The following is a 19,304-nucleotide window of genomic DNA, read 5'->3' as shown; positions in this document are numbered from 1 at the left end:
CTGATGTTCGAAGACGACCCTGCGCAACAAATATTGCTGGAGGTGTGACCGAAGGCGGGAGCGTAGTTTGAGCATCAGGTCGAACGTGCCTTGGTTGCGCCAATCACGACAGCGTTGATAGACCGTTGACCAAGTGCCAAAACGCTCAGGCATGTCACGCCAGGCCGCACCGGAAGAGAGATCCCAGAGGATGCCATTGAGCATGAACCGATCATCGGCTTTGGGGCGCCTGCAATGGCGAGGCGCGATAAAAAAGTAGGGGATCAACGCTCAGGATTCGACTGCAATTTCGTTTAGCCATCAGAAACCTTCACCAGCTGAAGTAAGAATTCCATTGAATTCATAAATTTACGCTTTCCGAAATAGTTTCGCCTAATTCCGTACAGAGCCTAGGCTGCACATTTGCGGATATAGGCTTCGCTCAGTCGATGAGCGAGCTCGGTCAACCGCGTAAGTTTTTGCTCAAGCTCTTCGGTAAGCCAAGGAGAAACTAGGTTTCCATGCATGACGCTGTTTCTCACCTTCTGCCAGACATTGAGATGTTCTTTATCAATCACCCCGTTCTCTACCAAAGACTTGAGTCGATGAAGCACACCCTTATCCCGGGCGCCTCGCAGTGAAGTCATGAGCCTTTGACGAAGCTTGTTATCTCCCTCCCATTCTTGGACATGCACTTCCAGGCTTCTGATGGACGCCTCCCAAGTGTCGATGTTTTCCTTGCCCGAGATAACAGACCTCACCGGAGGGAACATCAGATTTGCCACACCTTCGATGACACTGGCAAGTGTCATACACAGTACCCAGTGCGAGCCAGTCGTGGCCTGGGCAATTTCCTGGTAGTACTGAGTGAGCTGATGAAGTGCTAGATCCGGTGCGGCCTTGTTCTGTCCCGCTCGGATGATCATGGACAGGATCTGACCATATAGCTCCCAGAAGCGCTCACTGTGCCATCGCTGGTCTTTGGCTATCAATAACGATGAAACCTGGGCGTCTGCAGTGTGATCCGAGACATTGCGCAAGGCGATTAGCGCAGATCCATCACCCATGTTGCGGGCCGTCAGGCGCGGATGAATCAATTGACCAAAAAGAAGGTTGAGCGGCTCGCCGACCCAATTCTCTAGGAACACGCTGAAGGAGGGCTGAAATCCAGATGCTGTAATCCATAGCCTTTCATCACCCCAGCTACGATGGAAGGCGACTCTCCCTCCCTCAACCTCGATCTGGTGTTGTTGAGCTATCCTTTGCCTGGAAGTCGACTTGGGCGACTCTGCACTCTCGCGCAACGCTTTCCGGCTGAGCAGCGGAATAGGAATGCTCAGTTGCGCATCATAGATCACCTCCACCCCTGGCTCGGGATGTATCCTTGTCCCCGAGGCCATGGTCATGATTCCCTGAATGTTTCCTGAGAGCCGCCAGGTGCCCTTCGCAGTTTCACCGATCTGAACGTCCACCCAACCGCAGTTCCACTCTACTCCCTCATAATCAACCGCGAAGACTCTGAGCTGATCCAGATTGACGTATGGATTTTCGAACGCGAGCATGACGCGTTCAAGCGCCTTGGCTTCATCAGCCGGCGTCCCGTGCATCACAAATTCCATCTCAGTGCGTGACTTGATAGAGATGTGGCCAGGCCCGGTGAAAGAAGGTTCTTCTTGGTCGTAGCCTATAACCTGCATCAAGGGGCACTCGATGAGCAGTGGGAGATGTAAAAGTCGATGAGCCCAGCTATCTAAAGTTCGCATTCACTTTCCTGTGTAAGCAGAAGGTGGCGCTTTTCAGCACCATCCTTGACCGATCTCACCGAAGGGACTTTGCCGCTTTGTCCTGTTCCCAGTGGGTGATGTCTTCAACTTCGTTTGTCGCGTCGGATCCAAGCATCAGGGTCTGCCAGGGGAAGAGCCCCATCAAGTGTGGCACCCGCGCAAAGTCCTGTACTGTCTCGGCCCACTCGTAGCTGTCCTCAAATGGGTAGTAGTTGACCGCGTGTACGAAGACGCCAAGCACGGAGGTTTCAGAGGCATCATAGGCACTGATCTGGTCGACATTTTTGTCCCTGCGTAGCTTCTCGATCTCGATGCCGTCACGAGTCTCGAACCAGACGTGCACCACGCCAGCCCGATCGGGAGGAATTTGGCTCACGCCGTCGTTGACCAGGCTCTTGAAGTGCTTGGAGCGCAACGAGAGTGAGTTCTCATGGTCGCAGCGCCATTGGGCACCTACGCAACTGGCGACGTCTTTGACAAACATGTTGAGGATGTCGTCATTGGTTCCAGGGCGAATGACCCGACTTGCGACAGTCGCGACGTTGCGCTTTTCGTTGCTATCGATGTCACCGAACACAAGCAGCTCTTGTTGCGGGCTATTGGGCCTAACAGAGAAACTCCGGTAGTGGCGTTTGAGCCCGACCTTGTCGATTACGCGAATTTTCGCGGTAATGGCCTCCACCCTCACCCCTTGCTCATCTGCCTTGATGGCAAGGTTCACCACCTTGATTACATCCTCTACTGTGACATCTGATACCTGCTCATGGAATGTCAGATCAACGATGCTCCATGGCGCCGCTTTGAGCATGTAATGGCTCACCTGAGCCCAGATGTTGGCCCAAGCTTCCTCCTCGCCGAGCGAGTACTTTGTTTGTTTATCCGAGCGTTTACATTCAACGTAGAACTCCAGCTCACCTGATTTGACGAGCAAATCTGGCGACTTCTTTTTCCCGTTCGGCCACGTGATGCTGTTCTCTGGAATGAAGGCAACCTCGTAACCGTTTTTCAGGTAGAACGAGGCCGTCAGCAGCTCGAACAGCTGCGTTTCCGGGTTATTGTTGTTGGCCAACATCTTGTCTAGGACATCTCCAACGTTGGGCACGCTTCGGAGTTGCTCGGCAACGGCGCCGATGGCCATGGCGTAGGGAATGACTCGTCTACTGCAGTAAGCCGAATCACTGTAGGGAAAATCATAGGACAGGTACGATGCGAGGATGTACCAGTCGATATCATTTTCTGTCGGTATGAAAAGCTGCGGCTCGATCGGCAGCTTGATATCGAATTTCGATTCTTTGTCACGGATGCGCTTCACATAGGCGGCTTTGCGCTCAGCCCAGCTCTCTGACCCGAGCCTGTCGACCAGGAGTTGGTAAAAGGCTTTGGTTCTTGCTCGCTCAATCCGACTGACAACATCCATTGCGGTCTCTCCGTGTTGGGAGTCTGGAGAGTAACCGGAAAATACTGCTCTAGAGCCCAGTCAAAGTGTTTTTTGGAGAGAACGACCTTTGACTGTGTTTACAGACTTGCGGCTTACCATGCCTTGCGGCGCGACTTAGCATCAACCGCTCTCCAAATAGGACCCCGTTTAACAAGCGTCGAACGCCTCTCAAGTGGCACATCCACCGAGGTCCAAGATAACCGTGGGAGTAAATGTGGGAGTATTTTTCAGGCATGAAAAAGCCCAACCTTTTCAGATTGGGCTAAGTCATTGAAAAATATGGTCGGGACGGAGTGATTCGAACACTCGACCCCTAGCACCCCATGCTAGTGCGCTACCGGACTGCGCTACGCCCCGACTAGGCGTGAATCTTGTTCCGCTTCTCAACGGAACGCTCAGGAATATATCGCAAGCTTTTGAAAACTGGAAGTATTTAAAAGCAGAAATTTATTTCTTGAGCACCACCAGTACATCTTCAAGCTCGGCGATCATCTGGCGGATCATCTGTTTGTACTGGGTTGTATCGTCTTTGGCCTCATCACCGGAGAGGCGCAGACGCGCTCCGCCGATGGTGAACCCCTGGTCGTACAGCAGCGCGCGGATCTGCCGGATCATCAGCACGTCTTGGCGCTGATAATACCGACGGTTTCCGCGGCGCTTGACCGGGTTGAGTTGAGGAAACTCCTGCTCCCAATAGCGCAGCACGTGTGGTTTTACCGCACACAGCTCGCTGACTTCACCAATGGTGAAGTAGCGTTTGCCCGGGATGACGGGTAGTTCGTCGTTATGACTTGGTTCCAGCATAAGCCTCAACTCGGGCCTTCAACTTCTGCCCTGGACGAAAGGTGACCACACGGCGAGCCGTGATCGGGATTTCTTCTCCCGTTTTCGGATTGCGGCCAGGCCGCTGGCGTTTGTCCCGCAGGTCAAAATTGCCGAAACCGGACAATTTGACCTGTTCGTTGTCTTCCAGAGCGTGCCTGATTTCTTCGAAAAACAGTTCGACCAATTCTTTGGCCTCCCGTTTATTCAGGCCCAGCTCCTCATACAGACGTTCCGCCATCTCAGCTTTCGTCAGAGCCCCCATACGTCACTTCCTTAACGTGGCGTTCAACCTGTTTTCGAGCGAGGTGAGGATATTCTGCGTTGCGGTATTCACCTCATCGTCATTAAGAGTGCGCGATGGATGCTGCCAGGTCAAGCCAACTGCAAGGCTTTTTCTATGCGGATCAATGCCTTTACCCTGATACACGTCAAATAGCCTGAGGTCCGTCAGCCATTCGCCTGCATTTTCACGAATTACGTCCAGTACAGCACTGGAAGCAACGTCACGGTCGGCCAGCAACGCAAGGTCACGACGCACTTCAGGAAAGCGCGATAACTCCTGGAATTTCGGCATTTTCCCCAGTGCCACTTCGGCCAGAACCAGCTCGAAAACGAAGACTGGACGATCAAGGCCCAGGGTTTTCGACAATTCCGGGTGAATGGCACCGACATAGCCGACTTCACGCCCGTCTCGCTCGATGCGCGCGGTCTGCCCCGGGTGCAGCGCCGGGTGCTTGCCCGGGACGAAAGTGAATGCGTCTAGCGCGCCGGCGAAGCCCAGCACCGCTTCCACATCAGCCTTGACGTCGAAGAAGTCGACGACATCGCGACCTTGCGCCCAGCCTTCCGGCAGGCGACTACCGCAGACGACACCGGCCAGCATCGGCTCTTGCTTCAAGCCGTCCAACTGACCGACAAAACGCAGGCCGCTTTCGAACAGCCGCACGCGATCCTGCTGGCGGTTCAGGTTGTGCTGGAGCGACTTGACCAGGCCCGGCCACAGGGACGAACGCATGGCTGCCATGTCGTTGGAAATCGGATTGGCCAGCAGCAGCGGCTCGACACCTGGATTGAACAGCTCGAACTGACGTGGATCGATGAAGCTGTAGGTGATCGCTTCCTGATACCCACGGGCCACCAGCAGGCGGCGCAGTTCCGGCAGGTCGCTGCGGGCTTCAGCCTTGGCCTGTGGGGCCAGGCGTGCTTGCGGGTAGCGAACCGGCAGGCGGTTGTAGCCGTACAAGCGGGCCAGTTCTTCGATCAGGTCGACTTCCAGGCTGATATCGAAGCGATGGCTTGGCACTTCGACGCGCCACTGCCCTGCCCCATCGGCGCTGATGTTCAGGCCCAAAGCGCTGAGCAGGCGTTCGACTTCGGCCGGGTCCATTTCCATGCCCAGCATCTGGGTGATGCGCTGGGCACGCAGGGTGACCGGCGCAATCTTGGGCAGGTGCTGTTCGCTGACGGTATCGATGATCGGGCCGGCTTCGCCACCGGTGATGTCCAGCAGCAGGCCTGTGGCGCGCTCCATGGCTTCACGGGCCAGTTGCCAGTCCACGCCACGCTCGTAACGGTGCGAGGCGTCGGTGTGCAGGCCATAGGAGCGGGCCTTGCCAGCGACGGCGATCTGGTCGAAGAACGCGCTCTCCAGGAATACATCGCGGGTCGTGGCGGATACGCCACTGTGCTCGCCGCCCATCACGCCGGCAATCGCCAGGGCGCGAGCGTGGTCGGCAATCACCAGGGTGTCGCTGCGCAGGGTCACTTCCTGGCCGTCGAGCAGTACCAACTTCTCACCCTCTTCGGCCATGCGTACGCGAATGCCACCGTTGATTTCGGCGAGATCGAACGCATGCAGCGGCTGACCCAGCTCCAGCATCACATAGTTGGTGATGTCGACAGCGGCGTCGATGCTGCGCACGTCGGCGCGACGCAGGCGCTCGACCATCCACAGCGGCGTCGGCTTGGACAGGTCGACGTTACGGATCACACGGCCCAGGTAACGCGGGCACGCGGCCGGCGCGAGGACTTCAATCGAACGCACTTCGTCGTGCACGGCCGGCACGCTCGCAACCACAGGACGCGTCACGGGAGCGGCATACAGCGCGCCGACTTCACGGGCCAGGCCGGCCAGGGACAGGCAATCGCCACGGTTCGGCGTCAGGTCGACCTCGATGCTCGCATCGTCCAGGCCCAGGTATTCACGGATGTCCTGGCCAACCGGCGCATCCGCCGGGAGTTCCATCAGGCCATCGTTGCCTTCGCCAATCTGCAGCTCGGCCTGGGAGCACAACATGCCGTTGGACTCGACGCCGCGCAGCTTGGCTTTCTTGATCTTGAAGTCGCCCGGCAGTTCGGCACCGATCATGGCGAACGGGATCTTCAGGCCCGGGCGCACGTTGGGCGCGCCGCAGACCACCTGGAAGGTTTCCGCGCCATTGCTGACCTGGCAAACCCGCAGCTTGTCAGCGTCTGGGTGCTGCTCGGTGCCCAGCACCTCACCCACGACCACACCGCTGAAATCACCGGCGGCCGGCGTGACGCTATCGACCTCAAGGCCGGCCATCGACAGGCGAGCAACCAGCTCGTCCCGACTTACCTGCGGGCTTACCCAGCCGCGCAGCCATTGTTCACTGAATTTCATCCTGCTCTCCTATTAGATTCGTTACGGGTCTGCGGCTTAGCGAAATTGCGCAAGGAACCGCAAGTCGTTGTCGAAGAACAGGCGCAAGTCATTCACACCGTAACGCAGCATGGCCAGGCGCTCGACGCCCATGCCGAAAGCAAAGCCGGAGAACTCTTCCGGATCGATACCGGACATACGCAGCACGTTCGGGTGAACCATGCCGCAACCCATGACTTCCAGCCAGCCAGTCTGTTTGCAGACGCGGCAGCCTTTACCGCTGCACATCACGCATTCCATGTCGACTTCAGCCGATGGCTCGGTGAACGGGAAGTACGAAGGGCGGAAACGCACGGCCAGTTCTTTTTCGAAGAACACCCGCAGGAACTCTTCGATCGTTCCTTTCAGGTCGGCGAAATTGATGTCGCGATCAACCAGCAGGCCTTCGACCTGGTGGAACATCGGCGAGTGGGTGATATCGGAGTCGCTGCGGTACACACGGCCTGGGCAGACGATGCGGATCGGCGGCTGTTGCGATTCCATGGTGCGGACCTGTACCGGCGAAGTATGGGTGCGCAACAGCATGTTCGCGTTGAAATAGAAGGTGTCGTGCATCGACCGGGCCGGGTGATGGCCTGGGATGTTGAGCGCTTCGAAGTTGTGGTAGTCGTCTTCGACCTCAGGGCCTTCGGCAATGCCGTAGCCGATGTGGGTGAAGAACTGCTCGATGCGTTCCAGGGTCCGGGTCACCGGATGCAGGCCACCGGAGGTCTGGCCACGGCCAGGCAGGGTCACGTCGATGGACTCGGCGGCGAGCTTGGCAACCAGATCCGCCTCCTCGAACAACGCCTTGCGCGCATTGAGGACCTCTGTGACACGCTCCTTGGCAACGTTGATCAGCGCACCGACCTGCGGGCGCTCTTCGGCTGGCAGGTTCCCCAGGGTCTTCATCACCTGAGTCAACTCGCCCTTCTTGCCAAGGTAGTGAACCCGGATTTGCTCCAGGGCATTGATATCTTCAGCGCTTTGCACAGCCTCTAGTGCTTGAGCGACCAGCGCGTCCAGGTTTTCCATGTACAGACTCCAGATACGAAATAGGGGAAGAGCTTTAAGGCTCTTCCCCTATTTATGACGTTTGACACCTGGGCCTACAGATGTAGGCCCAGGTGACTGCCGGGGGTACTTAAGCCAAGGTGGCTTTAGCTTTCTCGACAATCGCAGCAAACGCCGCTTTTTCGTTCACTGCCAGATCAGCCAGAACCTTACGGTCGATCTCGATGGACGCTTTTTTCAGGCCAGCGATGAAACGGCTGTAGGACAGACCGTTAACACGAGCACCAGCATTGATACGAGCGATCCACAGAGCGCGGAACTGACGTTTTTTCTGACGACGGTCACGGTAGGCGTATTGGCCTGCCTTGATTACCGCTTGCTTGGCAACACGGAATACGCGGGAACGCGCGCCGTAGTAGCCTTTAGCAAGTTTCAGAATTTTTTTGTGACGCTTACGGGCAATGACGCCACGCTTTACACGAGCCATGAGTTACTTCCTCTATTCTTGATCCAAAAATTAACGAAGGCGCAGCATGCGCTCGACTTTTGCCACGTCAGACGGATGCAGCAAGCTGCTACCGCGCAGTTGACGCTTACGCTTGGTCGACATTTTGGTCAGGATGTGGCTCTTGAAAGCGTGCTTGTGCTTGATACCGTTAGCAGTTTTCAGAAACCGCTTAGCAGCACCACTTTTAGTCTTCATCTTTGGCATGTTCGGATACTCCGCATTCAGTTGATAAACATAATCGCAAGGCCTGCCGTGCCCTGGTGATTACTTCTTCTTTTTCGGGGCGATGACCATGATCAGCTGGCGTCCTTCCATCTTAGGATGCTGTTCGACCGAACCGTACTCGAGCAGGTCTTGTTCAACCCGCTTGAGGAGTTCCATCCCCAGCTCCTGGTGGGCCATCTCACGGCCGCGGAATCGCAAGGATACCTTGGCCCTGTCCCCATCACTCAGGAAACGTACCAGGTTGCGCAGTTTTACCTGGTAATCCCCTTCCTCCGTCCCTGGACGAAACTTGATTTCTTTTACCTGAATCTGCTTCTGGTTTTTCTTCGCCGCGGCAATCTGCTTCTTCTTTTCGAAGATCGACTTGCCGTAGTCCATCACCCGGCAAACCGGTGGGACTGCGTCTGCGGAAATTTCTACCAGATCAAGCTTGGCTTCTTCAGCAATACGAAGCGCTTCATCAATCGAGACGATGCCAATCTGCTCGCCGTCAGCGCCAATTAACCGAACCTCGCGTGCCGAGATATTCTCGTTGATCGGGGCTTTCGGTGCAGCTCGTTTATCTTGTCTCATTTCACGCTTAATAATAATTACTCCAAATCTGGGCGACCACGCCGGGAAACCGCTTGCGCGAGAAACTCAGCGAATTCGGCGACGGGCATCGAGCCCAGGTCAGCACCTTCACGAGTACGCACAGCGACAGTCTGCATCTCGACCTCCCGATCTCCAATAACCAAGAGAAAGGGAACCTTGAGCAAAGTATGCTCGCGGATTTTAAAGCCGATCTTTTCATTTCTCAAGTCGGACTTGGCACGAAATCCGCTTTGATTGAGAGTTTTTTCGACTTCGGCGGCAAAATCTGCCTGTTTATCAGTGATATTCATGATCACTGCCTGGGTCGGCGCCAGCCACGCAGGGAACGCACCCTCGTAGTGTTCGATCAGAATCCCGACGAAACGCTCGAACGAACCGAGGATCGCGCGGTGAAGCATGACCGGGTGCTTGCGACTGTTGTCTTCGGACACATATTCAGCGCCCAGACGGATCGGCAGGTTGAAATCGAGCTGCAAGGTACCACACTGCCACACACGACCGAGGCAATCTTTCAGCGAGAATTCGATCTTCGGACCGTAGAAGGCCCCCTCGCCCGGCTGCAGGTCGTACGCAAGACCCGCACTATCAAGGGCTGCGGCCAGGGCCGCTTCGGCGCGATCCCACAGCTCATCGGAGCCGACACGTTTTTCCGGACGAGTGGACAGCTTCATTTCGACTTCGGTGAAGCCGAAGTCACGATAGACGTCCATGGTCAGCTTGATGAAGGCGGCAGATTCGGCCTGCATCTGCTCTTCGGTGCAGAAGATGTGTGCATCGTCCTGGGTGAATGCACGCACGCGCATGATGCCGTGCAGCGCACCCGACGGCTCGTTGCGGTGGCAGGCACCGAACTCGGCCAGGCGCATCGGCAGCTCACGGTAGCTCTTCAAGCCCTGGTTGAACACCTGCACGTGGCATGGGCAGTTCATCGGCTTGATGGCGTAGTCGCGGTTTTCCGACTGGGTGGTGAACATGTTGTCGGCGTAGTTGGCCCAGTGCCCGGATTTCTCCCACAGGCTGCGGTCCACCACTTGCGGCGTCTTGATTTCCAGATAGCCGTTCTCACGCTGGACCTGGCGCATGTACTGCTCGAGCACCTGGTACAGGGTCCAGCCGTTCGGGTGCCAGAACACCATGCCCGGGGACTCTTCCTGGGTATGGAACAGGCCCAGGCGCTTGCCGATCTTGCGGTGATCGCGCTTCTCGGCTTCTTCGATGCGCTGGATGTAGGCCGCCAATTGCTTCTTGTCCGCCCAGGCAGTGCCATAGACGCGCTGCAACTGCTCGTTCTTCGCGTCGCCACGCCAGTAGGCGCCGGACAGCTTGGTCAGCTTGAAGGATTTCAGGAAGCGCGTGTTCGGCACGTGCGGACCACGGCACATGTCGACGTATTCTTCGTGGTAGTACAGGCCCATGGCCTGCTCGTCCGGCATGTCTTCCACCAGACGCAGCTTGTAGTCCTCGCCACGGGCCTTGAAGACTTCGATGACTTCGGCGCGCGGGGTGACTTTCTTGATGACGTCGTAATCTTTCTCGATCAGCTGCTGCATGCGCTGTTCGATGGCCGCCATGTCTTCCGGCGTGAAAGGACGCTCGAAGGCGATGTCGTAATAGAAGCCTTCGTCGATGACCGGGCCGATGACCATCTTCGCGCTCGGGTACAGCTGCTTGACCGCATGGCCGACCAGGTGCGCGCAAGAGTGGCGAATGATCTCCAGCCCCTCTTCATCCTTTGGCGTGATGATTTGCAGCGTGGCGTCGCTGTCGATGACGTCACTGGCGTCGACCAGCTTGCCGTTGACTTTGCCGGCCAGGGTCGCCTTGGCCAGGCCTGCACCGATGGATGCGGCGACCTCGGCTACGGAAACCGGGTGATCGAACGAACGTTGACTGCCGTCGGGAAGAGTAATAGTTGGCATGGCGCCTCCTCTCCTAGTGGTGACCCCTACCAAAGGTCACGTGGGTTGGGATGAGCCAGTACAAGATCCAGTCCAGGCCATTCAATGACGAACGCCTGCCTTACAGCGGCAGGAGCCTTGCGGCCAACCGGGAAAACCGAACCAGAGTGACTGGGATTCAAATCAGGGTTATTCGGGTTCTTTGCCGCCGGGACGAGCGAGTCATCCACAGCCTGGAAATAGCCGAGCCCGGCATGCTAGCACAGATGAACGGTCATCGCCGTGCTGGAATTGAAGCAGGCGTAAATCCAGGGTTTTTATGCCAGAGTGCTGAACTGAACCGAGCGCAACGCCTCAGATATCAAGACATCGACCCGAAAGGAGCATCTTCGCATGCGTCTCAATACCCTGTTTGCAGTAGTCGCCCCCCTCGCCCTGCTGCTTCCACTGACCGCCCATGCCGACTGGCCCAAAGGCGAGCGCGAAAAATACATGGCCCAATGCACGGAGGCGGCAACGCCCCAGATCGGCGCGGCCGCAGCCAAGTCCCATTGCGCCTGTGGCGCCGATGCGATCAAGTCCTACCCAGCCTCGGACATCCAGGCCTTGATGGACAACAAGGCCACCCCGGAACTGCAGCAAAAGGCACTGGGCCAGATCGCAAAATGCAAGGCCGACAACAAGCCGAAAAAGTGAGAAAACAGGCTTCCTGAACCGGCCCGGCAGGGTTGAAAAACACTGATTTCAGGCTTTTTTGAACGATTTATTCAGGTTTTACAGCTTTTTTTATCGTCTTTACTTTCGGCTGAAAGCCTTTAAAACCGGGCCTTTCAGCGGGTAAAGGCGGTAAAGTAAACACGACTGATTGGCAAACAGCGCGTCTGGGGGGGTCCCAAATCGAACATTTCGACTATGATACCCGGGTGTGCCCAGTTGGCCTGAGCAGCACAGTACACTGAAAATATATGTTTCTTGGAGATACACCATGTCTAATCGCCAAACCGGCACCGTTAAATGGTTCAACGATGAAAAAGGCTTCGGCTTCATCACTCCTCAAGGTGGCGGTGACGACCTGTTCGTACACTTCAAAGCTATCGAAAGCGACGGTTTCAAAAGCCTGAAAGAAGGCCAGACCGTTTCCTTCGTGGCTGAGAAAGGCCAAAAGGGTATGCAAGCTGCACAGGTTCGCCCAGAGTAATTTCTCGGCGCACTAAAAAACCCCGTCCATGTGACGGGGTTTTTTATGGGCGATTGAAAACCGCCAATCAGCCGCAGTTCACCCGGTTGACCACCAGATTGGCATCGGTATTGAGGTTCAGGCGGTCGGAGCGGTACTCAAGCGTCACCATGTCGTTGGGCCTGAGAATCCGTGCATTCTGCGCGCCGGCACGGGTACGGGCCTGCTCCAGCAATTGCGGCGAGGCCTGCTTGCCAATGGCGAACTCGGCCGCCTTGGCTTCGCAGCGGCTATGACCGGTCTCGGTCGCCACGGGATCGGGGGTCGACTCGGAGGTGCTGCTGCAACCGCTCAAGACCACGGCGGCCAGCAGAGTACTCAGTGACGCGAGCTTCCAAGGCATGAAGCCTCCTTTTTTCGATAAATAAACAGAGAGCGTGCGACAACCCAAACGGCGCTTGGTTTCAACACCGCCGCCATCGGCCTGGCTCACCCGGAAAACCGGCAGTTTGCCTGAGCCGCCAGCGCTGTTCAGCGCTGAATCGTGACCGGATATGAACACTGCTCAATAAACATCGATGTAATCGAACGGGGGATTCGGCCAGTTATCCTTCAGCGCATTGTAGATCTGCATGACCCAGACCTCGTCGCTGGCAGCGACCCGTCCGACGTATCCCGAGCCCTTCGCCCAGGTTTCGAGCCGAAACAGCAAGCCATCGATGTCAGCGCCACCGACCACACCCGAGGACAAATAGGCGATACCGCCCTTGGTCACGCGCAGCTGGGTATGCTCGTCATCACTGGCCGAGGCCAGCAATTGACGAACCGCCTCGAGGGTCAGGCCATCAGGAGCGTTCAAATCGATCTGCACGGCGGGGCTCCTTTAAAAACAAAGAAACAAGTGTCGCACAGCCCTCCCCCAATGCCTAAGTCGCAGTGCCAAACCGGGGGCAAAAATGCTTAACTCCACTTACAGCCCTCCAACTCGCGAGCCCTACCATGAGCACCGTCAGCATCGAAGCCACCATCAATGCCAAATGGTCGGAGGGCCATAGCTCCTATAGCCCCGGCAGCCCCGAGGAACTGGCAATCATCGGCATAGAATTGCTGGTGAGGGAACTCGGGACGGAGGTCGCCCGCAACTTCATCCAGCAGGCATTCGAACGCTACCCGAGCACCGCCGACGCCGTGGACTGATGCTCACGCACCCGCAGGCCAGCCTGCGGGCGCACAGCCAGGCAGGTTACTTGAGGCGCGCCAGGCGCTCGGTCAGCAGGTCGAAGAAGCCCTGGGCATCACCGTTTTCCACCCAGAACGCGTTCTTCGGCGCTTTCAGGCCGTCGTACCAGTCGACGATGGTCTGCCCGAACGTCGGGCCCTCGCGACTGTCCACCACGACATTGACCGAACGGCCAGTGAACAACTGCGGCTTGAGCAGGTAGGCAATCACCGTCGCGTCATGCACCGGCCCACCGGTCATGCCGTAATGTTCCATGTCGCCCTTGACGTATTCGTTGAGGATATCGCCCACCAGCTTGCTGGCATTGTTGTTCAGCGCCGCGATCTGCTTCAGGCGCGCTTCGCTGGTGAGGATCTTGTGGGTCACGTCCAGCGGCAGGTACGTCAGCTTCACGCCGCTCTTGGCCACTACCTCGGCCGCCTGCGGGTCGGCGAACAGATTGAATTCAGCCACCGGCGTGATATTGCCGCCGTTGAAATGCGCGCCGCCCATGATCACCACTTCCTTGATGCCCTGGACGATGTCGGGCTCCTGCACCAGTGCCAGGGCCAGGTTGGTCTGCGGGCCAAGCATGGCAATGGTGATGCTATGGGGCTTGGCGGCCTTGAGGGTGTCGATCAGGTAGTTGACGGCATTGCCCTCGGCCAACCCCTTCTTCGGCTCGTGCACGGTGACACCCGACAGGCCTTCCTTGCCATGGATGTTTTCCGCGTAGATCGGCGTGCGCATCAACGGCTTCGGCGCACCGGCATACACAGGCACGTCTTCGCGCCCCGCCCACTCCCGGGCCAGGCGAGCGTTGCGCGAGGTCTTGTCCAGGCGCACATTGCCGGCAACGGTGGTCAGCGCACGGATATGCAGCTCCTCGGGCGACGCCAGGGCGAACAACAACGCCACCACGTCATCGGCCCCTGGGTCGGTGTCGATGATCAGGTCGATCTTTTCCGCCGCCTGGGCGCTCGTAGCGGTGATCAATGACAAAAGCAGCAGACTCCGGATCAGTTGATGCATTTTCTGAGCATAGCGGTGCATGGCGCACTCCTTGTGCAGGGTTGAACAGGATTAGAACGTCACTCCAGCGACCAGCACGATATTGCAGTACGGAGAGCACTCGCCTGTGCGAATGATCGCCCGCGCCTGTCGGCTGATGATCTTGAATTGTTCGTGGCTGACCAGCGCCCGCTCCCCCAGCACACCCTCGGCATGCAGCGCCTCCAGGGTCGTCAGCGCCGACGGTTGTTTTTCGAGGATCTCCTCGGCCAGGACATGGCTTTCCACCTGCATTTCGCTGAGCACCACCTTCAAGGTACTGACGAAGTCAGGAATGCCATGGGTCAGGGCCAGGTCGATCAATTCGACCTGGGGCGGCACGGGCAGGCCGGCATCACCGATGACCACCTTGTCGCCATGGCCCAGGGAAGCGATCAGTCGTGACAGTGCCACATTCAACAACGGCGTCTTTTTCATGATTCGAAAGCCTGTACTTCCAGCAACGTGGGGATTGAAGGCTGCGCGCCCGCGCGGGTGACCGACAGCGCGGCGGCGGCCTGGCCGAAACGAATCGCGTCGACCTCGCTTTTGCCGCTGGCCAGGGCTGCCGCGAAACCGCCGACAAAGGTGTCTCCGGCCGCCGTAGTGTCCACTGCCTTGACCCGCGGGGCCGGGAAGTGTTCGAAGCTGGCACCGTTGGCGAACATCAACCCCTGGGCGCCCAGGGTCACGATCACCTTGCCGGCGCCGGCGGCGATCAGATGCGCTGCGGCGGCTTCGGCGGTTTCCAGGGAGTCCACCGCCAGTTCGCTCAAGACCGCTGCTTCGCTTTCATTGGGAATCAGGTAGTCGATGCAGGCGTACCAGTCGGCCGGCAATGTCCGGGAGGCTGGCGCCGGGTTGAGGATGACGATTTTGCCCAACTCACGAGCGCGCTTGAGGGCGTGGCCGACGGTGGCATCCGGCACTTCGAGCTGGCAGATGATGACATCGGCGCTTTGCAGCACTTCATCGACACTGTCCAGGACCTCGGCGGTGAGCGCACCGTTGGCACCGGCAACGATAACGATCGCATTCTGGCTGTTGTCGTCGACGACGATCAGCGCCACGCCGCTGGCCCCCTCCACCACGCTGACCGCCTGGCAGTCGATGCCCTCGGCCAACAGCCCGCCACGCAACTGTTCGCCGTAGGCATCATTGCCCACGCAACCGACCATCGATACCTGCGCCCCCAGGCGCGCGGCGGCCACCGCCTGGTTGGCACCCTTGCCGCCCGGAATGGTGGAGAACGACTTGCCGATCAGTGTTTCACCACCGCGCGGCAGACGCGGCGCCCGGGTCACCAGGTCCATGTTCAGGCTGCCTATTACCACTACTTTTGCTGGCATACATCACTACTCATCAATTCGGTTCAGCGGTATTGGGCGAATGTACCGGACAGCGGTGCAGTCGACTCTCGCAGGACAATACTTGGTGTCACGATCCGCTGCTCGGTGGCAAGGCCCGGCGTCGCAATTCGTCGCAGCAGCACTTCGGCCGCCATCTCGCCGAGCTGCAGGATCGACTGCCCGACCGTGGTCAACGCCGGGTAGACATACCGGCTCATCTGGATGTCATCGAAACCGATGACCGACAGTTCGCTGGGCACGCGCACGTTGCGTTCAGCCGCGGCGCGCAGCACACCGATACCGATCATGTCGTTGGCCGCAAAAATCGCACTCGGCGGTTGCTGTTCAAGCAGTTGCGCGGCGGCGCGGTAGCCACCGGTACTGGTGAAATCGCTCTCGAGCATGCGCCCGACGGGCAGCTCGATCCCGGCCTCTTTCAGCGCACGGCAGTAACCGGCCAGACGCATCTGCGCCACGCTGGTATCGGCCGGCCCCCCGATAAAGGCGATATCGCGATGACCCAGCTCCAACAGGTGCCGGGTCGCCAGGTAGGCGCCGTATTCATGATCGATGCGCACCAGGTCTGCGTCGACGCCGTCGAGCCCACGGTCGACAATCACCATGGGCGTGCGTACGTTGGACAGCCCCTCGGCCAGGCCGACATCGCCGCCGGCGGACGCGAAGATCAGGCCATCAATGCGTTTTTCCAGCAGCACCCGCAGGTAGCTGCGCTGCTTGTCCGGGTTGTCGTCGGAGTTGCACAGGATCACGCAATAGCCGTTGCGCTCACAATAATCCTCGATACCCCGGGCCAACTCGGCAAAGTAAGGGTTGAGGCTGTTGGGCACCAGCAGGCCGATGGTCGCCGTGGTCTTGGCCTTGAGCGAGCGGGCCACGGCGCTGGGCACGTAGTCCAGGCGCTCGATGGCCGCCTCGACCTTGAGCCGCACTTCCTCGCTGACCGGCCGCGTCTTGTTCACCACGTGGGACACGGTGGTGTAGGAAATTCCGGCGAGCGCTGCTACATCCTTGATAGTCGCCATGGTTCAGCCCCGCCGACTGGCGCGCTGGCTGCGATAGGTATCGAGCACGACCGCCACCACGATCACCGCACCGGTAATGATGCGCTTGGTCGGCTCAGTGGCGCCGATCTGCGCCAGGCCCGCCGCCAGCACGGAGATGATCAGCACGCCAAAGAAGGTGCTGATGACCGAACCGCGGCCACCCATCAGGCTGGTGCCGCCGATGACCACGGCAGCGATGACCTGCAGTTCAAGCCCTGAACCGGCGTTCGGATCCGCCGCCTCCAGGCGCGAAATCTGGAACAGCGCGGCCACACCGGCCAGCAAGCCCATCAGACTGAACACCAGGATCTTGTAGGGCTTTGGATTGATGCCGGCCAGGCGCACGGCTTCTTCATTGGTGCCGATGCCGATCAGGTAGCGGCCGAACACCGTACGGGTCAGCACCGCCTGGGCAATGAAGATCACCAGCAAGGCGATGATGAACGAAGGCGAGATACCAAAGGCGATGGGGTTGGACAGCCAGGCGAACGAGTCGCCGATGTAGGCAGTCCGCGAGCCGGTCATCTGGTACGCCAGGCCCCGGGCCATCTCCAGCACGCCGAGGGAGACGATGAACGATGGAATCCGCCACGCCACGGTAATCGAACCGGTGACCGTACCCGCCAGCGCCGCCACGGCCATGCCGAGCAAGGCCGATGGCCAGACGCTCCAGCCCCAGCCAAGCACGGCCACGCTGACCGTCGATGCGGCAAGTGCCAGCACCGACCCCACCGACAGGTCGATGCCACCGATGATCAGGATGAACGTCATGCCGACCGCCAGCACCATGAGATCCGGAATCTGGTTGGCCAAGGTGCTGAAGGTGTCATAGGACAAAAAATGGCTGCTCAGGGTCGAGAACAGCGCGATCATGGCCAGCAGCGCGCCAGCCAGGCCCAGGTAGGTCCCGAGGCCATAGAAATTGCCACTCGATTTGCCGACGGCAGATGCGGTTTTCATGAAAAATCCCTAGGCGCTGCTTCGTTGAGCAACGCATCACGTTTCTGGTAGCCGGCGAATGCGGCGGCAAGCAAGTCATCCTGGGTCCAACTGTCGCGCTCGAAGGTGTCGATCAGGCGTCCGGCGGACAGCACGCCGATCCGGTCACAGATCAACATCAATTCCCGCAGGTCACTGGACACCACGACCAGCGCCTTGCCCTGGCGAGTCAGCTCGCCGAGCAGCGCATAAATGTCGAATTTGGCGCCGACGTCGATGCCACGGGTCGGCTCATCGAACAACATGACCGCGCAATCGCGTTCGAGCCAACGCCCGATCACGACTTTCTGCTGGTTGCCGCCCGACAGCTCGGACACCAACTGGGTCGGGCTGGAGCTGCGGATACGCATGGCATCGACCTGCCGCTGCGCCAAGGCCAGTTCGGCGCTGCCATTGACCAGGCCGGCGCTGGATATCTCCGGCATGTTGCCCAGGGCAATGTTGGCGGCGATGGACTGGGTCAGCAGCAGGCCTTCGCCCTTGCGGTCTTCGGTGATCAACGCAATGCCATGGGCTACCGCATCCGAGGGGGAGCGAATGCTCACGACCTGGGCCGGCGAACCCAGCGCCACCGTGCCACTGTCAGCGGTATCGGCACCGAAGATCAGCCGCAACAACTCGGTGCGCCCTGCCCCGATCAGACCGGAGATACCGAATATCTCGCCACTGCGCACTTCAAAGGACACGTCGCGGACCTTGTCGGAGCGTGTCAGGCCTTTAACGGTCAGCGCTGGCGCGCCCATCTGGCGTGGACCCAGGTCGATATGCTCGCCCAGCTCCCTGCCGACCATCAGGGTCACCAGTTGCTCGCTGTCGTAGTTGGCCATCGGCTCGACGCAGACCAGGTTGCCATCACGCAGTACAGCAATGCGCTGGGCGACCCGCGCCAGTTCTTCGAGGCGATGGGAAATGTAGATGATCGACACGCCGCGTTCCTGCAGGCGAGTGATCTGTTCAAAGAGCATCTCGACTTCACGGGCCGTCAGCATGGCGGTCGGCTCATCGAGAATCAGCACATGGCAATCGCCGATCAGGTTGCGGGCGATCTCGACCATCTGCTGGTGACCGATCCCCAGCTCGCCGACCAGCGTGTCGGGATCGATGGCATCGAGCCCCACCTGGGCCATGGCCTCGATGGCCGCCTTGCGCAATTGCTTGCGACTGATCCAGCCGCCGTGGCTGGGCAGGTTGTCGAGAAACAGGTTTTCAGCCACGGAAAGGGTCGGCAGCAGGTTGAGTTCCTGCATCACCATGCGCACGCCCAGCTCTTCAGCCTGGGTCCGGCTGCCAGGGCGATAATCCTGACCTTGAAATTGCATCTGCCCGGTCGTCGGCGTCACCAGCCCGCCGATGATCTTGGACAAGGTGCTTTTGCCGGCGCCATTTTCACCGGTCAGCGCCAGCACTTCACCGCGCATCAACGTCAGGTTGATATCGGTCAGTACCGGCTGGGCATAGGTCTTGCCGATACCGCTGACGCACAGGACAGCGTTCGGGTCGCGAACGGACATAACAAACT

The 19,304-nt window shown here is 58.7% G+C and carries 21 protein-coding genes, 1 tRNA gene and 1 pseudogene; 3 read left to right on the top strand and 20 right to left on the bottom strand.

What is annotated here, in order from left to right; genetic code table 11:
- Window positions 1-33 precede the first annotated feature (33 nt).
- From Q7F16_RS13210 to thrS, 12 genes and pseudogenes are all read right to left on the bottom strand, one after another.
- Window positions 34-228: pseudogene (locus Q7F16_RS13210) on the bottom strand (transposase); the annotation flags it as partial.
- Between the two features lie 161 nt (window positions 229-389).
- Window positions 390-1,742 (bottom strand): hypothetical protein, encoded by a 1,353-nt coding sequence (locus tag Q7F16_RS13205; protein ID WP_323146286.1) that lies wholly within the window; start codon window positions 1,740-1,742, stop codon window positions 390-392.
- 55 nt (window positions 1,743-1,797) lie between these two features.
- A complete protein-coding gene (locus Q7F16_RS13200) occupies window positions 1,798-3,180 on the bottom strand; it encodes a hypothetical protein (protein WP_221399155.1) in 1,383 nt (460 codons plus the stop codon).
- A 301-nt stretch (window positions 3,181-3,481) separates the two neighbouring features.
- Window positions 3,482-3,558, bottom strand: a tRNA-Pro gene (locus Q7F16_RS13195).
- A gap of 90 nt (window positions 3,559-3,648) precedes the next feature.
- On the bottom strand, window positions 3,649-4,005 hold the full coding sequence (locus Q7F16_RS13190) for a MerR family transcriptional regulator (RefSeq protein WP_003179985.1): 357 nt from the start codon (window positions 4,003-4,005) through the stop codon (window positions 3,649-3,651).
- Window positions 3,986-4,288, bottom strand: a complete 303-nt coding sequence (ihfA, locus tag Q7F16_RS13185; protein ID WP_002553164.1) for an integration host factor subunit alpha — start codon at window positions 4,286-4,288, stop codon at window positions 3,986-3,988. Before ihfA ends, Q7F16_RS13190 begins: the two co-directional genes overlap by 20 nt.
- A 3-nt stretch (window positions 4,289-4,291) precedes the next feature.
- On the bottom strand, window positions 4,292-6,670 hold the full coding sequence (gene pheT, locus Q7F16_RS13180) for a phenylalanine--tRNA ligase subunit beta (protein WP_409556238.1): 2,379 nt from the start codon (window positions 6,668-6,670) through the stop codon (window positions 4,292-4,294).
- A gap of 36 nt (window positions 6,671-6,706) precedes the next feature.
- Window positions 6,707-7,723, bottom strand: coding sequence for a phenylalanine--tRNA ligase subunit alpha (pheS, locus tag Q7F16_RS13175; RefSeq protein WP_046064612.1), 1,017 nt, complete (start codon window positions 7,721-7,723; stop codon window positions 6,707-6,709).
- Window positions 7,724-7,832: 109 nt separating this feature from the next.
- Window positions 7,833-8,189, bottom strand: coding sequence for a 50S ribosomal protein L20 (gene rplT, locus Q7F16_RS13170; protein WP_002553161.1), 357 nt, complete (start codon window positions 8,187-8,189; stop codon window positions 7,833-7,835).
- A gap of 30 nt (window positions 8,190-8,219) precedes the next feature.
- Complete coding sequence (gene rpmI / locus Q7F16_RS13165) at window positions 8,220-8,414, bottom strand: 50S ribosomal protein L35 (protein WP_002553160.1); 195 nt, start codon at window positions 8,412-8,414, stop codon at window positions 8,220-8,222.
- Between the two features lie 60 nt (window positions 8,415-8,474).
- Entirely contained in the window at window positions 8,475-9,026 is a 552-nt protein-coding gene (gene infC, locus Q7F16_RS13160) for a translation initiation factor IF-3 (protein WP_169432615.1), read from the bottom strand.
- Window positions 9,026-10,948: a threonine--tRNA ligase gene (gene thrS / locus Q7F16_RS13155; RefSeq protein WP_003203626.1), complete on the bottom strand. Its 1,923-nt coding sequence runs from the start codon at window positions 10,946-10,948 to the stop codon at window positions 9,026-9,028. Before thrS ends, infC begins: the two co-directional genes overlap by 1 nt.
- A 372-nt stretch (window positions 10,949-11,320) precedes the next feature.
- Between thrS and Q7F16_RS13150 the strand changes: the two genes are divergently transcribed.
- Together Q7F16_RS13150 and Q7F16_RS13145 are read left to right on the top strand one after the other, a co-directional pair.
- On the top strand, window positions 11,321-11,623 hold the full coding sequence (locus Q7F16_RS13150; RefSeq protein WP_095962812.1) for a hypothetical protein: 303 nt from the start codon (window positions 11,321-11,323) through the stop codon (window positions 11,621-11,623).
- Between the two features lie 289 nt (window positions 11,624-11,912).
- Complete coding sequence (locus Q7F16_RS13145; RefSeq protein WP_003179963.1) at window positions 11,913-12,125, top strand: cold-shock protein; 213 nt, start codon at window positions 11,913-11,915, stop codon at window positions 12,123-12,125.
- A gap of 67 nt (window positions 12,126-12,192) precedes the next feature.
- Here the strand turns inward: Q7F16_RS13145 and Q7F16_RS13140 are convergent, their stop codons facing one another.
- On the bottom strand, window positions 12,193-12,507 hold the full coding sequence (locus tag Q7F16_RS13140) for an I78 family peptidase inhibitor (RefSeq protein ID WP_046064610.1): 315 nt from the start codon (window positions 12,505-12,507) through the stop codon (window positions 12,193-12,195).
- Window positions 12,508-12,669: 162 nt separating this feature from the next.
- Window positions 12,670-12,975 (bottom strand): hypothetical protein, encoded by a 306-nt coding sequence (locus Q7F16_RS13135; RefSeq protein ID WP_003203632.1) that lies wholly within the window; start codon window positions 12,973-12,975, stop codon window positions 12,670-12,672.
- Window positions 12,976-13,103: 128 nt separating this feature from the next.
- On the opposite strand from Q7F16_RS13135, the gene Q7F16_RS13130 reads away from it, so the two are divergent.
- Entirely contained in the window at window positions 13,104-13,301 is a 198-nt protein-coding gene (locus Q7F16_RS13130) for a hypothetical protein (RefSeq protein ID WP_079304563.1), read from the top strand.
- A 46-nt stretch (window positions 13,302-13,347) separates the two neighbouring features.
- On the opposite strand, the gene Q7F16_RS13125 is transcribed toward Q7F16_RS13130, so the two are convergent.
- The 6 genes from Q7F16_RS13125 to Q7F16_RS13100 are packed head-to-tail and all read right to left on the bottom strand — an operon-like array spanning window position 13,348 to window position 19,296.
- Window positions 13,348-14,376, bottom strand: coding sequence for a nucleoside hydrolase (locus Q7F16_RS13125; RefSeq protein ID WP_003203636.1), 1,029 nt, complete (start codon window positions 14,374-14,376; stop codon window positions 13,348-13,350).
- A gap of 30 nt (window positions 14,377-14,406) precedes the next feature.
- Complete coding sequence (rbsD, locus tag Q7F16_RS13120) at window positions 14,407-14,811, bottom strand: D-ribose pyranase (RefSeq protein WP_409556237.1); 405 nt, start codon at window positions 14,809-14,811, stop codon at window positions 14,407-14,409.
- Window positions 14,808-15,722, bottom strand: a complete 915-nt coding sequence (gene rbsK, locus Q7F16_RS13115; RefSeq protein WP_409556236.1) for a ribokinase — start codon at window positions 15,720-15,722, stop codon at window positions 14,808-14,810. Before rbsK ends, rbsD begins: the two co-directional genes overlap by 4 nt.
- A 23-nt stretch (window positions 15,723-15,745) precedes the next feature.
- Window positions 15,746-16,765 (bottom strand): LacI family DNA-binding transcriptional regulator, encoded by a 1,020-nt coding sequence (locus Q7F16_RS13110; RefSeq protein ID WP_014337544.1) that lies wholly within the window; start codon window positions 16,763-16,765, stop codon window positions 15,746-15,748.
- 3 nt (window positions 16,766-16,768) lie between these two features.
- Entirely contained in the window at window positions 16,769-17,746 is a 978-nt protein-coding gene (locus Q7F16_RS13105; RefSeq protein WP_014337543.1) for an ABC transporter permease, read from the bottom strand.
- On the bottom strand, window positions 17,743-19,296 hold the full coding sequence (locus Q7F16_RS13100; protein ID WP_409556235.1) for a sugar ABC transporter ATP-binding protein: 1,554 nt from the start codon (window positions 19,294-19,296) through the stop codon (window positions 17,743-17,745). The genes Q7F16_RS13105 and Q7F16_RS13100 overlap by 4 nt, the downstream gene beginning before the upstream one ends.
- Between the last annotated feature and the right edge of the window lie 8 nt (window positions 19,297-19,304).

It is taken from the genome of Pseudomonas sp. Lb2C2 (assembly GCF_052112205.1).
Lineage (GTDB): Bacteria > Pseudomonadota > Gammaproteobacteria > Pseudomonadales > Pseudomonadaceae > Aquipseudomonas > Aquipseudomonas kilonensis.
This window is presented reverse-complemented; position numbering and strand designations above follow the sequence as displayed.

Excerpts from the sequence above, each read along its gene's own strand:
- Q7F16_RS13145 (WP_003179963.1), top strand. The coding sequence starts at position 11,913 with ATGTCTAATCGCCAAACCGGCACCGTTAAATGGTTCAACGATGAAAAA.
- rbsD (WP_409556237.1), bottom strand. The coding sequence starts at position 14,811 with ATGAAAAAGACGCCGTTGTTGAATGTGGCACTGTCACGACTGATCGCT.
- Q7F16_RS13200 (WP_221399155.1), bottom strand. The coding sequence starts at position 3,180 with ATGGATGTTGTCAGTCGGATTGAGCGAGCAAGAACCAAAGCCTTTTAC.
- Q7F16_RS13140 (WP_046064610.1), bottom strand. The coding sequence starts at position 12,507 with ATGCCTTGGAAGCTCGCGTCACTGAGTACTCTGCTGGCCGCCGTGGTC.
- Q7F16_RS13125 (WP_003203636.1), bottom strand. The coding sequence starts at position 14,376 with ATGCACCGCTATGCTCAGAAAATGCATCAACTGATCCGGAGTCTGCTG.
- rplT (WP_002553161.1), bottom strand. The coding sequence starts at position 8,189 with ATGGCTCGTGTAAAGCGTGGCGTCATTGCCCGTAAGCGTCACAAAAAA.
- thrS (WP_003203626.1), bottom strand. The coding sequence starts at position 10,948 with ATGCCAACTATTACTCTTCCCGACGGCAGTCAACGTTCGTTCGATCAC.
- rpmI (WP_002553160.1), bottom strand. The coding sequence starts at position 8,414 with ATGCCAAAGATGAAGACTAAAAGTGGTGCTGCTAAGCGGTTTCTGAAA.
- pheS (WP_046064612.1), bottom strand. The coding sequence starts at position 7,723 with ATGGAAAACCTGGACGCGCTGGTCGCTCAAGCACTAGAGGCTGTGCAA.
- Q7F16_RS13190 (WP_003179985.1), bottom strand. The coding sequence starts at position 4,005 with ATGCTGGAACCAAGTCATAACGACGAACTACCCGTCATCCCGGGCAAA.
- Q7F16_RS13205 (WP_323146286.1), bottom strand. The coding sequence starts at position 1,742 with ATGCGAACTTTAGATAGCTGGGCTCATCGACTTTTACATCTCCCACTG.
- Q7F16_RS13105 (WP_014337543.1), bottom strand. The coding sequence starts at position 17,746 with ATGAAAACCGCATCTGCCGTCGGCAAATCGAGTGGCAATTTCTATGGC.
- Q7F16_RS13110 (WP_014337544.1), bottom strand. The coding sequence starts at position 16,765 with ATGGCGACTATCAAGGATGTAGCAGCGCTCGCCGGAATTTCCTACACC.
- rbsK (WP_409556236.1), bottom strand. The coding sequence starts at position 15,722 with ATGCCAGCAAAAGTAGTGGTAATAGGCAGCCTGAACATGGACCTGGTG.
- Q7F16_RS13130 (WP_079304563.1), top strand. The coding sequence starts at position 13,104 with ATGAGCACCGTCAGCATCGAAGCCACCATCAATGCCAAATGGTCGGAG.
- Q7F16_RS13150 (WP_095962812.1), top strand. The coding sequence starts at position 11,321 with ATGCGTCTCAATACCCTGTTTGCAGTAGTCGCCCCCCTCGCCCTGCTG.
- Q7F16_RS13100 (WP_409556235.1), bottom strand. The coding sequence starts at position 19,296 with ATGTCCGTTCGCGACCCGAACGCTGTCCTGTGCGTCAGCGGTATCGGC.
- pheT (WP_409556238.1), bottom strand. The coding sequence starts at position 6,670 with ATGAAATTCAGTGAACAATGGCTGCGCGGCTGGGTAAGCCCGCAGGTA.
- ihfA (WP_002553164.1), bottom strand. The coding sequence starts at position 4,288 with ATGGGGGCTCTGACGAAAGCTGAGATGGCGGAACGTCTGTATGAGGAG.